The organism is Methylomonas sp. LL1 (genome assembly GCF_015711015.1).
Lineage (GTDB): Bacteria > Pseudomonadota > Gammaproteobacteria > Methylococcales > Methylomonadaceae > Methylomonas.
Genome location: NZ_CP064653.1, coordinates 1,604,575 through 1,620,626, shown reverse-complemented (window position 1 = coordinate 1,620,626; position 16,052 = coordinate 1,604,575). Strand labels below are relative to the sequence as shown.

The 16,052-nt window shown below is 52.2% G+C and carries 13 protein-coding genes and 1 pseudogene; 7 read left to right on the top strand and 7 right to left on the bottom strand.

All coding sequences use genetic code 11. The features are described 5' to 3' along the window. Positions 1-40 precede the first annotated feature (40 nt). From IVG45_RS07755 to IVG45_RS07735, 5 genes are all read left to right on the top strand, one after another. Positions 41-586, top strand: coding sequence for a GlcG/HbpS family heme-binding protein (locus IVG45_RS07755; protein ID WP_196437262.1), 546 nt, complete (start codon positions 41-43; stop codon positions 584-586). A 12-nt stretch (positions 587-598) separates the two neighbouring features. Beyond that, complete coding sequence (locus tag IVG45_RS07750) at positions 599-2,749, top strand: protein-disulfide reductase DsbD family protein (RefSeq protein WP_230874798.1); 2,151 nt, start codon at positions 599-601, stop codon at positions 2,747-2,749. Between the two features lie 94 nt (positions 2,750-2,843). Beyond that, positions 2,844-3,464 (top strand): redoxin domain-containing protein, encoded by a 621-nt coding sequence (locus IVG45_RS07745; RefSeq protein WP_196437261.1) that lies wholly within the window; start codon positions 2,844-2,846, stop codon positions 3,462-3,464. A gap of 431 nt (positions 3,465-3,895) precedes the next feature. Then, positions 3,896-4,360, top strand: a complete 465-nt coding sequence (locus IVG45_RS07740) for a rhodanese-like domain-containing protein (RefSeq protein WP_196437260.1) — start codon at positions 3,896-3,898, stop codon at positions 4,358-4,360. A gap of 687 nt (positions 4,361-5,047) precedes the next feature. Continuing rightward, on the top strand, positions 5,048-6,694 hold the full coding sequence (locus IVG45_RS07735) for a PepSY domain-containing protein (protein WP_196437259.1): 1,647 nt from the start codon (positions 5,048-5,050) through the stop codon (positions 6,692-6,694). A 255-nt stretch (positions 6,695-6,949) separates the two neighbouring features. On the opposite strand, the gene IVG45_RS07730 is transcribed toward IVG45_RS07735, so the two are convergent. From IVG45_RS07730 to IVG45_RS07700, 7 genes are all read right to left on the bottom strand, one after another. Next, positions 6,950-7,855, bottom strand: coding sequence for a LysR substrate-binding domain-containing protein (locus IVG45_RS07730; protein WP_196437258.1), 906 nt, complete (start codon positions 7,853-7,855; stop codon positions 6,950-6,952). 31 nt (positions 7,856-7,886) lie between these two features. Then, positions 7,887-8,930 carry a sulfate/molybdate ABC transporter ATP-binding protein gene (locus IVG45_RS07725; protein ID WP_196437257.1) on the bottom strand — a complete coding sequence of 348 codons (1,044 nt, stop codon included), beginning with the start codon at positions 8,928-8,930 and terminating at the stop codon, positions 7,887-7,889. Positions 8,931-8,990: 60 nt separating this feature from the next. Continuing rightward, on the bottom strand, positions 8,991-9,845 hold the full coding sequence (gene cysW, locus IVG45_RS07720) for a sulfate ABC transporter permease subunit CysW (RefSeq protein WP_196435955.1): 855 nt from the start codon (positions 9,843-9,845) through the stop codon (positions 8,991-8,993). 11 nt (positions 9,846-9,856) lie between these two features. Next, entirely contained in the window at positions 9,857-10,684 is an 828-nt protein-coding gene (gene cysT / locus IVG45_RS07715) for a sulfate ABC transporter permease subunit CysT (protein WP_196435956.1), read from the bottom strand. Positions 10,685-10,813: 129 nt separating this feature from the next. Then, complete coding sequence (locus IVG45_RS07710) at positions 10,814-11,818, bottom strand: sulfate ABC transporter substrate-binding protein (RefSeq protein ID WP_196435957.1); 1,005 nt, start codon at positions 11,816-11,818, stop codon at positions 10,814-10,816. Between the two features lie 217 nt (positions 11,819-12,035). Further along, entirely contained in the window at positions 12,036-13,553 is a 1,518-nt protein-coding gene (locus IVG45_RS07705; RefSeq protein ID WP_196435958.1) for an alginate export family protein, read from the bottom strand. A gap of 115 nt (positions 13,554-13,668) precedes the next feature. Then, entirely contained in the window at positions 13,669-13,851 is a 183-nt protein-coding gene (locus tag IVG45_RS07700; protein ID WP_196437256.1) for a YezD family protein, read from the bottom strand. Between the two features lie 442 nt (positions 13,852-14,293). Here IVG45_RS07700 and IVG45_RS07690 point away from each other — a divergent pair. Together IVG45_RS07690 and IVG45_RS22975 are read left to right on the top strand one after the other, a co-directional pair. Continuing rightward, positions 14,294-15,450, top strand: a pseudogene (locus IVG45_RS07690) (IS3 family transposase). Between the two features lie 72 nt (positions 15,451-15,522). Further along, entirely contained in the window at positions 15,523-15,723 is a 201-nt protein-coding gene (locus tag IVG45_RS22975) for an HGGxSTG domain-containing protein (protein WP_442923356.1), read from the top strand. The last annotated feature ends 329 nt before the right edge of the window (positions 15,724-16,052 follow it).

Genomic DNA, 16,052 nt, shown 5'->3' with positions numbered 1-16,052 from the left:
TCGGTGCGCATTACCCAATTCACTATTTTTGAAAAATCACATGGTCAATAAAACTGTTTTCTGTTTCCGCCACAAGCGGCACGCTTTGATTGCATTGTTTTCCGCATCGCTGACTTTCGGTGCGGAGGCTCAAGTACCGCCCAGCAATGATGCGGCCAAAAAACCGCCGCAACCCGCCGCGCATGGGCCGACGTTGGAGTCCGCCATCGAAGCGGCAACGGCGGCGGTGGATGCCTGCTCGGAGAAGGATCAACATGCCGGCGTCAGCATCGTCGATTCGGCTGGGGTGTTGAAAGTGTTACTGGCCGCCGACGGCACCTCGGAGCGGGGTGTGTTATCGAGCACCAATAAGGCCATCACGGCGTTGAATTTCAAAACCGCCACCAGCGAATTGTTTAAACGGCAGGAAAGCGACAAGGATTTCGCCAAACAGATTGCCGAAAACCCGCGTTTCAACGCCAGGCCCGGCGGCGTGTTGTTGAAAGTGGGCGATGAAATCATCGGTGCGATTGGGGTTGGCGGTGCCAAAATCGACGAAGAATGCGCGCTGGCCGGTATCGACAAGATCGAGCCACGCGCCAAATAAGGCCGTCCTGGAATGATGATGTTTAGGTTCGAATTTTTTCTGAGTGTCTGCTGGCTGTTGGGGTGGATTAGCTTTCCGGCCGCTGCCGCCACGGATCAAGCAGCGACCGAGCAGGTTAAGGCCCGGTTGATTGCCTCCGTGGATGCCGTGCATCCGGGAGATAACATTCTGCTGGGCGTCCAACAACTGATCATTCCGCATTGGCATACTTATTGGAAGAATCCCGGCGATTCAGGTTTGGCGACCCAGATCGATTATGGGCTGCCGGACGGCGCCATCGTGGGGCTGATTCAATGGCCGACACCGGAGCGAATCAGCTTGGGACCGGTGGTCAACTATGGCTATCAGCACGAGGTGACTTTACTGACGCCGGTAAAGTTGCCTGACAATCTGGCGGTGGGATCGCGTTTACCAATCAAAGCCACCGCCAAATGGCTAGTCTGTGAAGAGGCTTGTATCCCTCAGGAAGTCGAGCTTGAATTGGCTTTGCCGGTCGTGGCACCGGACTCGGATGCCGGGCCAGGCAGTCCCTTGATCGAACAGGCGCTGGCGCGCTTACCCTCGGATAGTCCCTGGCCGCTTGAGCTGATACAGCAGCCGGATGGTGTGATCTTGCGGGTGTTGGGTAATGAGTTTCAGGCATCGCAACCGTCGGCCGTCTGGTTTTATCCGGACGAGTGGGGACGTGTTTCACATGGTGCGCAACAGCCGCGCCGAATCTTTAACGATGGGATTTCATTACAACTGAAATCCGGCGACGCGCCGCTCAGTCCCGGCCAAACCTTGACCGGGGTTTTGACGATTAGCGAAAGCAATGGCACTAACACTGTCACGCGGGGTTATACAGTCCGGTCTATTTTGGCCAGCAACGTATCGTCACAGCCTGAAACTGCTGAATCCGAATTGGCTGTGCCATCGGCGATTGTGCTGGCCTTGCTGGGCGGGGTGATTTTGAATCTGATGCCGTGCGTGTTTCCGGTGTTGTCGATGAAAGCCTTGGCATTGGTCAGCCATGCCGGCCATTCCTCCCAACGGATACGCTTACATGGCTGGCTCTATACAGCGGGAGTATTGACCAGTTTTGCCTTGTTGGCGGCGGTGTTGATTGGATTGAAAGCCGGCGGTTCTCAAGTTGGCTGGGGCTTCCAATTTCAGTCGCCGCTGTTTGTGGTGGGTGTTGCCTATTTGATGTTTGCGGTAGGGCTGAACTTATCGGGCGTGTTCAGTATCGGTGGTTCGATTGTGGGTGTGGGTTCATCGTTGGCGCGGCGTTCCGGTTATTCGGGCAGTTTTTTTACCGGCGTATTGGCAACCGTGGTTGCCACGCCCTGCACCGCGCCTTTCATGGGGGCGGCAATTGGTTTTGCCCTGACTCAACCGCCGGTCGCCTTGTTGAGCGTGTTTCTGAGTCTGGGGTTGGGCTTGGCGCTGCCTTATTTGCTGCTGAGTTATTGGCCGTGGTTGCAACGCTCGCTACCCAAGCCGGGAATGTGGATGGATAGATTGAAACAAGGCCTGGCCTTTCCGATGTATGGCGCCAGTGCCTGGTTGATCTGGGTGTTGACGCAACAGGCCGGCGCCAATGCGGTTGCGGTGGCCTTAGCCGGCATAGTGGCTATCGGTTTTGCTTGCTGGCTTTTCGAAATCAATAAACATTCGGCTGTCGGCGCCCGCCATGTTTCCAGTGTATTTGCTAGTCTGCTGTTGGCGGCAGTGCTTTATGGCAGTTACATAGGCCTGGAAGACTCATCTTCCACGCAAGCCGCTATTCAGGAACAAGTTACTGACAGTCGGAATTGGGAGCCTTTCAGCACCGCCCGTTTGAATGCTCTTAGGTCGGAAGGCAAGCCGGTGTTCGTCAACTTCACGGCGGCTTGGTGTATCAGTTGTCTGGTCAACGAGCGCGTGGCGCTGAATCAGTCCGAAGTAAAACTGGCCCTACAATCAAAATCCATCACGTATTTGAAAGGCGACTGGACCAATCGCGACGCCGAAATCACCCGCTTTCTGGCTGAGTTTGGCCGTAGCGGCGTGCCTTTATATCTCTATTATCCGCCGGGTAGTTGGTCTAAGCCGGCCATTCTGCCGCAAATTCTTACAGCGCAAATCGTCACTCAAGCTTTTACGGCGGCGGATATTACGGCCAATAATTCGATTCGGTAACCGGGAGGAGGGGAGATGATGTAGTTCGGAGTTTAGAAGTTTGAGTGTTGTCTGACGGCTTTAGCCGTGTTTTTTCCAATCCGAAGGAGCTTTTATGTTTGCTAAATTTTATTTGCGCCGGCTGTGGGCCGGTTTATTAACGATGCTGTTTTCCTTGGCGGCTTATGCCGAACCGGTTGTCAATCAGCCGGCGCCTTTGTTTTCCGGTGCCGCCGCCGATGGAACCACGCTCAATCTGGCCGATTTGCGTGGTAAAACGGTGATTCTGGAGTGGACCAACCACGAATGCCCATTCGTCAAAAAGCATTACGAATCGGGCAATATTCCCAATCTGCAAAAACAAGCGGCGCAGCAGGGCGTGGTATGGTTGCAAGTCATCTCTTCCGCGCCGGGCAAACAAGGCTTTGTCGATGCCGAAACCGCGAAAAAACTTAATGCCGAGCGGGATGCCCATCCGGCTAACACGGTGTTCGATCCGTCCGGTTCGATTGGCAAGTTGTATGCGGCCACCAATACTCCGCAGTTGTTCATTATCGATCCGCAAGGCGTGTTGCTTTACAAGGGTGGCATAGACAGCATTCCTTCCGCCGATCAGGCCGATATTGCCAAGGCGGAAAATTACATAAGCTCGGCGTTGAAGGCATTGGCGGCGGGCAAATCCATTAATCAATCCAGCACCAGACCATACGGCTGCACTGTGAAATATGCGGGTTGATTAACCGATAATGGCCGTCGTTTCCTTGATGGGGACGACGGTTTTTTTATGCGGGAAATATTTTGGCGGCAGGCATCGCCGGATTAAAGATTCACTCATGCTGTCAGCAGGGCAGCGGTTGTTTTTATGCTGTTGCCAGGGAAACAGTTACGGTGTGGTTTTCCGGTATTACTCAAGTTGTATCAAACGATTCTGTCATAAGCCTACCGGTTAATCGTAAATAAAGTGCATTAAAATCAATTATATATGTGTCTGTGTCGGTATCTTTGGTCCGGTTGATACCTTGTGTTAGGTTCATGGCATAAACCCTGCAATGGATATGACGGGACTGTCGCAATGGTGCGGCAACCTCTAGCCGAGGAGTGGATGCCATACCTGGTATTGACATGACTCGATGATACATTTCCATCGTTTATATTCGAGAACCCTACATGAAATTGTTGAAATTAATTATTTTGACCGTGATCTTTTCCACATCCACAGTGATTGCCGCCGAACACGGCGATGCGAAACCCGCTGCCGAAGCCCATCCTTACACCGCCAAAACGCCCAAGTTAAATCGCGCCCAAGTCGATGAACTGCTTGCCAAACCCACCGAGTTGGTCATTGTCGATGTGCGCCGTCCGGATGAGCTCAGCAAAATCGGTGGGTTTCCGGTTTACCTGAGTATTCAGAGCAAGGACATCGAGAAAGGCTTGAGTTTTATTCCTGGCGATCGCAAGTTGGTCACCGTATCCAATCATGCCGGCCGGGCCGGAAAAACCGCCGATTTTCTGGCTGAAAAAGGTTTTAAAGTCGTGGGTGCTATCGGTGCGCAAGACTACGAAGCCGAGGGTGGCGCTTTGACTAAAATCGAGCCGCCCGCGCCGAAATCCGACGCCGATAAAAAGCATTGATCGGTGTTGATTGAACAGAGCAAGCAAACTGCTTTGGCGGGATACCAAAATTAATTTCCCGAGTTGAAGAATGTGCCGCTGATTTCGGTATCGCGATACAACGCTATAGGCGATAAGCACATTCTTTTTCAAGAATCCTGTTTTACAGGTGTGTCGATACTCATTGACTAGGAGGCGCTAAATGACGATACAACGTGACTTATTAGCCTGTGTGTTAGGCGGACTTTTATTGGCTATTACGGATCGGGCCTTTGCGGTTGATGAATGGACCACGCGGGATAGCCCCATTGATTTCGGGATGGCTGTCAGTCAATGCAAAACAGACCTCGAATACAAGCGGATTGATAGGGCGGCAGCGTGCGGAGTCCAACGTTGACAGGCTTGGCATTGCCTATGTTGGCAATGATCATGCCTGCGACTGATGCCGTGGCCGAGACAGTTACGTCAGTCAGGAGTCATATGATTGATATAGGTATTTAACCGAATGATTTAAACCAACTTTCGTGGTGCTCTCAGCGGGTTTGACGGTGTAAAACCCGCTTTTTTTTGCGCGCGCAGGGGGGGATTGCTTCAAACCTTATCTAGATCTCATTCGAAATCATGCTTTTGAACCGACTGAGAGGCGGGTCCGCGGGTATTTTTTATTAATTATTTTGTGGTTTTAGGCGTTTTCATATGAAGGTGACAATGAAAGTTTTGAACTGGCTGCTGTACCAAACTCATCGTTGGCTAGGGGTGGTATTGGGATTATTCATGTTTATCTGGCTGTTAACCGGCCTGGTTATCATGTATTCCGCGCCGACCACGCAAAATCGAACCCAGCAATTGGCATACGGCGAAACCTTGGCGCCACATGGAGGTTGGTTGAGCTTGGGGGAAGTTTGGCGAGCCAGTAGCGAGCAGCGCAAATTGGCGGCCATGGCGCGCAAACCGAAACAAGAACCGAGTGAAACGCATGGTCACCCTGAATCGGCAGATCACCGGAAAGCTTCTCCACTTCCCGATGCCATTGCCGATGCCAGGCTGGTGCGTTTGGCCGGCGAACCGATTTGGTTAATTGAGGATGTGAAAGGTCTGCGGTTTGCGCTGTCGGTAATTGACGGTACTATTCGCGAAACCTCTCCCGATCAAGCCGTTGGGATTGCCGAAAAGTGGTTTCAGGCTCATGAGGGTAAGGATCAATCCGATATCCGGTATGTGGAAACGGTCGAGTATCCGATCATCTTGCGTAATCGGGACAATTTGCGGCCGTTTCACCGGATTGAGGCGAACGACCACACCGAATTACTGATCTCATCCCGCACCGGAGAAATACTGCATGCGTCGACCCGATGGCAGCGCGCATTTTATTGGGCGGGTAATTGGTTGCACACCTTTAAACCGCTGGATTCATTGGGGTTCGGACACATCCGCCACGAGGTGCAAACCTGGGCTGGCTTGACAGCGGCCATAGCGACATTGAGCGGCTTGATCATCGGCTGGTTGCGTTGGCGGCCGGGATTCGCCGGTAAGCCGACTTATTCGCAAGGGCGTACTCAACCCTACCGGGAATTCTGGTTTAAGTGGCATTTCTGGGCCGGGTTGATCGGAGGCAGCTTTGCGTTGAGCTGGGCGGCGAGTGGCTTTATTGAGACCAATCCATGGAAATGGTTTTCTCCGGCTAATTACTCACGGGAAGAACTGTCAAGATATTTAGGCTCGGAACTGCCGGCTGCGATGAGCGATTGGCGGCCAAGTGAACTGCCATTTACAGAAAATAGCGTTGATATTGTCGAAATAGTTTGGACTCGTTTGGGTGGCGAGGCAGTATTGCAGGCTTATACACGCGATGGGCAACGTTTACCTTTGTCTCCCGTAGGCGTTTCTTCGCGTCTTAGCGAAACCGCGTTATCGGATGCCGTTAAACGCTTGGCGGGGGATCATAGGGTGTCCGGACAGACGTTAATCAATGAATATGATAGTTACTATTATCCACGGCATAACCAAGGGGTGAACGAAAAACCCCTACCGGTCATTCGCGCTGAATTTAACGATGATGCCGGAACCTTGGTCTATCTCGATCCGCAAGATGGGCGATTGTTGAATAAACTGGATCGCAGTCGGCGGGTTTTTCGTTGGTTGTATTCCGCTCTACATCACTGGGACTTTGGTTGGTTATATTATCGGCCGCTTTGGGATCTTTGGATGTTGGTCTGGGTATCGTTGGGGTTGGTGTTGGGAGCAAGTTCTGTTGTCATTGGCTGGAAAAGGCTGAAACGAACCTTTATGCCTAAAAAACGCAAAGTCGGCAATAGATCGGCGATCAATGAACTTGCGACAGAAACCGGGAATTGATGTTTTTAATATCGAATTATGGAGTTGAAGTTTAACGTTGTTTCGTGGGTGTTGTGATGACTCGGTTTAAGCCTGTTAATCCTTGCCGAGGTTTTTTATAGTGGCATCAACTCACGAACTGGCGTGAACAATTTTGATTTCCGTTTTAGCGGGTAAGCCCATTGCAGCCAATGACTTCGCTAGGCATCGTACTGTCCCGTTGGCGCTAGCCTTGGTATGCAGGTTGTTGCGATTCTATGGCTTATGGCTTATGGCTTATGGCTTTGCGTTGGATTGGTTACTGGCCGCCAGCAATTCGCCGATAAAGTATTGTAGGTAAGAAGGTAGATACTGTTGTTTTAAATAGGCGATTTTGGTGCGTGAGCGTGGAATCAGGTGCGACAGGTTCAACGCAACTAAGTCGCCGTCGCTATCGGCCTCGTATGAGGTGGCGGCAATGATACCGACACCCAGTCCCAGTCTGACATAGGTTTTAATCACATCAGAATCGGCGGCCGACAGAATCACATCCAGTGTCTGTCTGGCGTTTTGGAACGCCTTTTCGATGTTAGAGCGTCCGGTATAGCCGGGCGAATAGGTGAGTAGCGGGAACGACGCTAGACGTTCGAATGTCAATTCTCCGCTGGTCAGCGGGTGATTGTGAGGCACGATGGCGATGTGGTGCCAGTCATAACAGGGCGTGATGACCAGTTTGTCGTCGACATCCAGCTTCTCGGTGCAAATGGCGATGTCGGCCTGATGATGGTGCAGTAAATCGATGATCTCACCGGGTGATGATTGCACCATGTAAATCTTGATCTGCGGATATTGTTGGCGAAATTTGGTGATAGGTGCCGGCAGCAAATATTTTGCCTGGGTGTGGGTGGTGGCAACGTGTAACGTACCGTTGCGCTGTTGACGATAGTCGTTGGCTATGGTGAGGATATTACGCCGTGACAGGTCGATGTTGTCGACTTCTTCCATTAGTCTCAGACCTAACGGCGTGAAGCCGGCGATTTTCTTACCGGCACGCAATAACAACGGTCCTCCGAGTTCTTCTTCAAGCATCAGGATTTGCCGGCTGGCCGCTGATTGGACGATTTTCAGTTTCTCACCGGCCTTCGATAGATTGAAATCCGTTTCCTGCAAAAAACGCATCAGTTCAAGTTGGCTGAAATTCATTGTCTGATTTTCCTTGTTGTGTAAGTGGCACTCAATTGAACCAATGCGCATGTTTGAAACGCAGATTGACGTGCTCGCCTTTTTTCAGTGCCAGTTCCTTGAATTGCTCGTTGGGCATTTCCGCATAAATGGTGGTTGCCGCGCCATTATGACCGTCGCGATTGAGTTCCAGTCTGATGGTGCCTCCGAGGTGTTGCCAATCCTTCAGGTACACCGGTGAATTGGCCGGATCGGCGGTTTTCTCGACACTGATGTTGTGCGGACGGACATGGGCGACGATGCCCTTGGGATCGTCAACGATAATGCCGGTACTTTTCAGCCAGCTGTGATCGTCGTCTTCGATATGAAAGACATTGGTCTGGCCGATGAAACGCGACACGAAATCGCTCTGAGGCTGATCGTAAATCTCGCTGGGCGTGCCTTTTTGTTCGATCTTGCCGTGATTAAGCACCACGATCTGACTGGCCACCTCCATGGCTTCCTCCTGATCGTGGGTGACGAAGATGCTGGTGACATTCAGTTCGTGATGCAAATGCCGCAACCATTGGCGTAAGTCCTTGCGCACGCTGGCATCCAGCGCGCCGAAGGGTTCGTCCAGCAGCAGCACAGACGGTTCGACCGCCAAAGCGCGCGCCAGGGCAATACGCTGGCGCTGGCCGCCGGACAGTTGATCCGGAAAACGGTCGTGCAGCCAGTCCAGTTGCACCAGTTGCAACAAGGAATGGACCTTGTCCCGGATCAAGGCTTCGCTGGGACGCTGCTTGCGCGGTTTGACTCGCAGGCCGAAGGCGATGTTGTCGAACACGGTCATGTGCCGAAACAAGGCATAGTGCTGAAACACGAAGCCGATCTGGCGGTTTTTCACCGGTTGTTCGGTGACATTGTCGCCCTTCAGGTAAACCTCGCCCCGGTCGGCTTGTTCCAGGCCGGCAATGATGCGCAACAAGGTGGTTTTGCCGCAACCGGATGGTCCGAGTAGGGCCACCAATTCGCCTTCGGGAATTTCGAGGTTGATATTGTCCAACGCTTTAAAGGCGCCGAATTGTTTACTGATATTTTGTAAAGTAATGCTCATGCTATGTCTCGTAAAATGCGTGCTCTGATCATCATTCGGTGGCGGCTCGCCGGGATGCCTTTAATCTTGTTTCTGCTTCCACTCCAGGAAGGTCTTCACCACCAGTGTCACCACCGCCAATCCGGCCAGCAGCGAGGCGCTGGCAAAGGCGCCGACGAAATCGTATTCGTTGTAGCTGACTTCGACATGCAAGGGCAGGGTGTTGGTCAGGCCGCGAATGTGGCCGGACACCACCGACACGGCGCCGAATTCGCCCATGGCCCTGGCATTGCACAGCAATACGCCGTACAGCAAACCCCATTTGATGTTGGGCAAGGTGATTTTAAAAAAGGTTTGCCAGCCGCTGGCGCCCAGCGAGAGCGCGGCTTCCTCCTCTTCGTGGCCGATTTCCTGCATCAGTGGAATCAACTCGCGCGCCACGAACGGAAAGGTCACGAACAAGGTCGCCAGCACGATGCCGGGTACCGCGAAAATGACTTTAATGTCGTGCGCGGACAGCCACGGGCCTATCCAGCCTTGGGCGCCGAAAATCAGCACATAAATCAAGCCGGCAATCACCGGCGACACCGAAAACGGTAAGTCGATCAAGGTTACCAACAAACTCTTGCCGCGAAACTCGAAGCGGGCAATGGCCCAAGCCGCCGACACCCCAAATACGGTGGTCAGCGGCACGCAAATGGCGGCCGTCAGCAAGGTTAACCGCATCGCGGCCAAGGCGTCGGGATGGCTTAAACTGGAGGCATAAGCCGCCCAGCCCTTGGCAAAGGCTTCAATCAATACCGTGGCCAACGGCAGGATCAAAAACAAGACAATGGTGGCTAGGCTAAAAAAAACCAGCGTGCGGCGTACCCAGGTCGCGTCGGTCAAGGTCAGCGGCTTGGCGCGCTGGCTAAAACTAGGATTTATGGCGTTCATCACAAGACCTCTTAAAGTTGTCCACCGCGGCGGCGTATCCAGCCTTGCAGACTATTGATCAACAACAGCAATACAAACGACAGGACCAGCATGGTCAGACCGATGGCGGTAGCGCCGGCGTAGTCGTATTGTTCCAATTTGGTGATGATCAGCAGCGGCACCACCTCGGAGATATAAGGCATATTGCCGGCGATAAAAATCACCGAACCGTACTCGCCGACACCCCGGGCAAATGCCAGCGCAAAACCGGTGATCGCCGCCGGCAAGATATTGGGGAAAATCACTTTAACAAAGGCCTGCCAACGGGTGGCGCCGAGACTGGCGGCGGCTTCCTCCATGGCTTGGTCGAATTCCTGCAATACAGGTTCGATGGTGCGCACCACGAACGGCAGGCCGATGAAGATCAATGCAAACACGATGCCCAGCGGTTTGTAGGCAATCTGCACGCCGATGGCCTCCATCACCCATTGGCCGATCCAGCCCTTGGGTTCGTAAATGGTGGCCAGCACGATGCCGGCCACGGCGGTCGGCAAGGCAAACGGCAGGTCGATCAGCGCATCGAAGATTTTTTTACCGGGGAAGGGGTAGCGCACCAAGCACCAGGCGATGATAAATCCCAGTAGCGCCGCCACGGCAGCCGCCATCAGGGCCGCCCCGAAGCTGACCCGAAAGGAGGCTAGGACCCGCGGGTTGGTCATAATGGCCCAGAACTGGTCCAGGCTGAGTTGCAGGGTTTTCAGCAGCATCGCGCAGAGCGGTATCAACACGATCAGCGTCAGGTAAAACACGGTGAAACCGAGCGCCGGGCGAAATCCCGGCATGATGTGGCTTTGTGGCATGGGGTTGATCTTGGGTTAAGTTAAAAAACAGCGGTGTGATATCTCTCATCCGTTTTTTGCACGCCAACCTCTCGGCCGGGTGAAACGAGGGGTGTTAGTAACACTAATACCCCTCGCCGACAGTGTTGCTTATGGGGCGTAGATTTGATCGAAGTTCGCGCCATCGTCAAAATGGTCTTTCTGCACATTGGTCCAGCCGCCGAACTGTGCGTCGACGGTGAAAAAGTCCAGTTTCGGGAAGCGTTTCAAATCTTCGGCATCGGCAAATTCAGGATGCGACGGCCGATAAAAATGCTTGGCCACCAGTTTCTGGCCGACTGGGGTATACAGGTATTGCAAATAGGCTTCCGCCAAGTCCAGATTGCCATTTTTCTTGGCGACTTTGTCCACCACTGTCACCGGGGTTTCGGCCTTGATGCTGACCGGCGGCACCACGATCTCATATTCTCCGGCACCATATTCTTTCAAGGCTAGAAAAGCTTCGTTTTCCCAGGTGATCAAGACGTCGCCAATGCCGCGCTGGATAAAGGTGGTGGTGGAACCGCGCGCGCCGGAATCCAGTACCGGTACGTTTTTAAAGATTTTTTTCACAAAATCCTTGGCGGCGTCCTTGCTGCCAAAAGTTTTTTCGCCGAATGCCCAGGCCGCCAGATAGTTATAACGGGCGCCGCCGGAAGTTTTTGGGTTTGGAGTGATGACGGAGATACCTGCCTTGGCCAGATCGTCCCAGTTTTTAATGGCTTTCGGATTGCCCTTGCGGACCAGAAACACGATGGTTGAGGTATAAGGCAAACTGTTGTTGGGCAGGCGTTTTTGCCAGTCTTTCGGGAATAAGCCCGCTCTTTCCGCGATTTGATCAATGTCCCCGGATAAGGCCAGGGTAACCACGTCGGCTTCCAGGCCGTCGATGACGGCTCGGGTTTGTTTGCCGCCGCCGCCATGCGATTGTTGGACGTTGACGTCTTCGCCGGTTTTTTCTTTCCAGTGTTTGATGAACTCTTGATTGAATGCTTGATAGAACTCGCGAGTCGGATCGTAGGACACATTCAAAAGGGTTCTATCGGCCCAGGCGTTACCGCCAAGTAACAGGGTTAAACCGAAGAGTAGGGGTTTTACTGTGTTTGGAAATTGCATGACTTCTCCTAAGGTTGAAATCAAAATGTCGGGTTTCGGATGGCTGCCGTTTGAGCTGGCGCTAGTCTATGCAACTTCAACGGTCAGCAAAAGCGATATGTTTAGAATTAAATATCTTGAAATAAGATATAAAAGCCCGGATGAAAGCACGGGCTCAAGACGGCGAAGACTTTACGGCTTCCGTTTGAGTCCTTGAACCTGTGTCGGCCGGGTCTGGTTATCGGTACTTCGGTTTACCGTCCCCGAACGCATTCAGCGAAACTTCGAAATAAAAGAAATTGCTGGGTTCGGAGGTAAAGGGGCCGGCGGCGGTATTGCCCCTGTCGAAGGACTCGGTGTAGTCGCCAGGTGTGAAGCGGGCATAGCTCATGCTCCAGTCGATATAGGGATTGAGTTTGTGCCGCAAACGAATGTCGAATTCATGACCCATGAAACTACCGCTTTGGCCGGTCCGATCACGCAAGTTGGCCCGGTTCCAACCACCGGTTTCGCTTTCCAGCCAATAGGCGTTGTAACCCAGATCGACCCGCACATTGTTGTAAGGGGTGAATTCCAAGCGTGCTTTCGGTGCATGCAGGTTATCCCAGGAATAATAATCGTTGCGCGACCAGGGTTGGTTGAAGCCGTAAAAGGCATCGAAACGCTGGTTGTAACCATCGCCCGATTGTTTGTCGCCGGTGCCATAGCCATAGTACAGACTGGCTCGCGGTTTCCAATCGTGATCGAAGCTGTAGCCCACCTCCAATGAGTAGGCCAAGGCGTCATGCTGACGCAACTGCTGTGTTCCATTTACGGTTTCGCCAAAGCGGCCGAATTGTTTATTGATATCGCCATCGAAATCAAAACCGCTTTCACCGAACAGACCGTATACCCTTAAACCGGGCGCATAGATGCTGCGGTCGTTTTTCCGGTTAGCCGCCACGCTGTTGTTCGGGTCGCCGTCGGTATTTCTACCCAAAAAATACGGCTGGATGGTGATGAAATCGGACCATTCCCGTATGCTCAGTACCGCGCCATAAAACCAGGTATCTTCATCCGGTTGGTCGAATTCGTATTTGTAGCGTTCGACCGGTTGAAACACAAAGGTGTCCAGGTCCCAGTTGTTTTGCTTTTTACCGAAACGCAGCCGATAACCTTCGAAGTTGTTGGTAGTGTTGCGGAACTCATTGTTGCCCACCAAGCGCCTATCCAACACTTCCAAGTGTTGGCGGCCGGCGCGTATGCTGATCGGCCGGTTATGTCCCAGGGCATTGTCGAAATATAACTCGCCGTAGGCCTGGATTAATTCGAACTCGTTGACATCCGCGTCGCTGGTTTCGTAGTTACCGTTATAACTCCGCGCGTCTTCCATCTCGACGGCAAAGCGTAGCGGGTCGAGAATATCCTTGATTCCGACATAGGCGCGCGTCCTGAGTAACCACAAGTTGTCCGGTTCGGCGCGATATTTACTGACGGCGGTACCGGACGAGGTGTCGGTCCATGGCCGCAAATCGTTTTCCCGGTATTCATAGCGGCTGCGAAAATCCAGACCCAGGTCCAGCCATTCCACATCGCGGAATTGCTCGAACTGAGTTTTACTCAAGCTGCGCACATATGCCGGGACATCGCCCGCGGGTTCGACCCGGTAGCCTTTGGTCGGACGATAGTAATCCTCGGCGTTGACTAATTGCGGCAACAGCAATAACACGCCCGCCAGTCGCGTCTTGCTCGCTGTTTTGAAAAATTGTTGTTTCATGGCTGACCTTTCGAGTGGTGTTAGGTAATCAATGAGTGTTAATCACGGTAACTTCCGGTGGTCCGGTCAGTGTGTCGTTTCTGTTTTTGTATCGCCGATCTTTCGGTGGATACGATTAATGGGTAGCCGAATCGTTTTTGACTCTGAATTTTTCGTGTTTATCGATTTGCACGATACGCCCGTCATGCACCACGATTTCGATCGAGCCGAAACGGATGCCTTGCAGGATGGAAATAATATGGCCGGCAACATCTTGTTTCGATAAATTCAAATCGATTCCGCTATCTTCTGTAGACATGCAAATATCCTCTTTAAAAAACGCTAATTTCGATTCATAGAATTGATGGAAGTAGGATATAAAAAATGTTTAATCGAGAGAAACGTTAGTTTTTCATATCCTTTTCGAAAAATTTAATATGCCGATTGGTGATAGCTGTATCTGAATTGGCGATTGGTAACGGTCGCATAGTTCATGCTGAAAAAAGTATTCTCTTCATGAAAGATGCAAAAATCACAAAAAATTTCAAAGAGTTAATAACCCATTGATTGTTTGAGTGTATTTCGGGCTTTTCCTGGGTTTGCTGATGCTTTGAAAGTTCGTCGATTCGTACCTATTATCGTTAGCAAAAACTTGAATTTGCCGGGGCGATGCCATGCCTTCATCAGCGTAGGTTCATGTGATGTGGCTACACTAAACCGGACACACTTTTTAAAATAACCTGAAAAAGCGTGAATCCAAAATGAGCCAAGAAAAACCCAATACCTATACAGCCGAATTCAGAGCCTCAGCCGTCAAGTTGGCGAATGAATCCGATAAACCGATCAGCCAGGTAGCCCAGGATCTTGGCATTAACGTCAATACCTTGCATACCTGGATAGGAAAATACAGTCGCCCCAAAGACAGCAATAAAGCGGTCCGTACCGATGAACATCTGTACGATGAACTCAAGCGCCTTAAGAAGGAAGTGGCCCGATTGACCGAGGAGCGCGATTTACTAAAAAAGGCAGCGGCGTACTTCGCCAAGGAACAAAGATGAAGTACGCCTGGATCAAGCAGCATGCAGAGGACTTTGCGGTAGATACCCTGTGCCGGTTCATGAGGGTATCCCGAAGCGCCTACTACGACTGGCTGAAGCAAGGCCCCTCTGCGGGCGAACAAGACGATGCCGCCCTATCCGAGATGATCCAAAGCACCTTTGGCAAAAGCCGGGCAACCTACGGTACGCGCCGTCTCAAAGCCGCCTTATCCGCTCAGAACCGAACCGTCAGCCGCCGCCGTATCGGTCGTTTGATGCGGGAAGCGGGGTTGGCCTGTAAAACCAAGCGCAAATTCAAAGCCACGACGAATTCGAAGCATCATCAACCGGTTGCGTCCAATCACCTGGATCGGCAATTTGCCGTGGAAAAGCCCAATCAAGTCTATGCCGGCGACACCACCTATATCCATACGCAGGAGGGCTGGCTGTATCTGGCCGTGGTGATTGATCTCTATTCCCGGCAAGTCGTGGGCTGGTCTATGGCCGAACATATGCGGACCAAACTGGTGAACGATGCGCTACTGATGGCGGTTTGGAAGCGCAAGCCCGAGAAAGGCTTGCTATGGCATACCGATCGCGGCAGCCAATATGCATCGGACAGCCATCGAGCCTTATTAACGCAACACGGCATCCGGCAAAGCATGAGTCGTAAGGGAAACTGCTGGGATAATGCCGTCTCGGAAAGTTTCTTTCATACCCTGAAAACCGAGTTGATACATCACCAGACCTATCGAACCCGATCCGAGGCCAGGCAGGCCGTATTCGAATATATCGAAGTGTTTTATAACCGCGAGCGACTTCATTCCGCCAATGGCTACCTGTCGCCCGTTGACTACGAAGTGCAGCTTAAAGCTGCTTAGCTGTGTGTCCGGAAAAGTGTTGACACATCACGGGGGCGTGGCTACCAATACCCTCCACCCAAAAGCGAACCGATGCCGCCGGACTTGATCGGCCTAGAGTGTGGCGCAAAGACCAGAGCCGGGACGCCCTGTAAGCAAAAGGCGATTTACTCAAACGGTCGATGTAAATGGCATGGCGGGTGCAGTACAGGCGCAAAAACCGAAGAAGGCAAAAAGCGTTCGGCAATGAATGGCAATTGCCCCAAACGGAAGCGGAGTCATAACGGTAGCTAAAAGACTACTTTCAACGAAAGCAGAGGTAATAATTATGGGTGCATCCAGTTTTAAAACATCCGCAGAATATCAGCGAGAGCGGCGCGAATCGAATAGAAGGCGAGGTGTTCGTCGGCTGGATATAGAAATCGAGCCAAAGCTAATGGCGAGGCTACAACGGGAGCTTGCCGACTATGGCGCGTCCACTCACCCCGGCGCGGCGCTGGTGGAATGGTTGGGCGATGTTTTACCTGAATAAACTGCGATGAAGTAGGAAACTGGCTAACCCGGAATGGTTTATAACAGTCAATGTGATAATGTAACAATCGAGGCAGGGTAACATCGGCTTT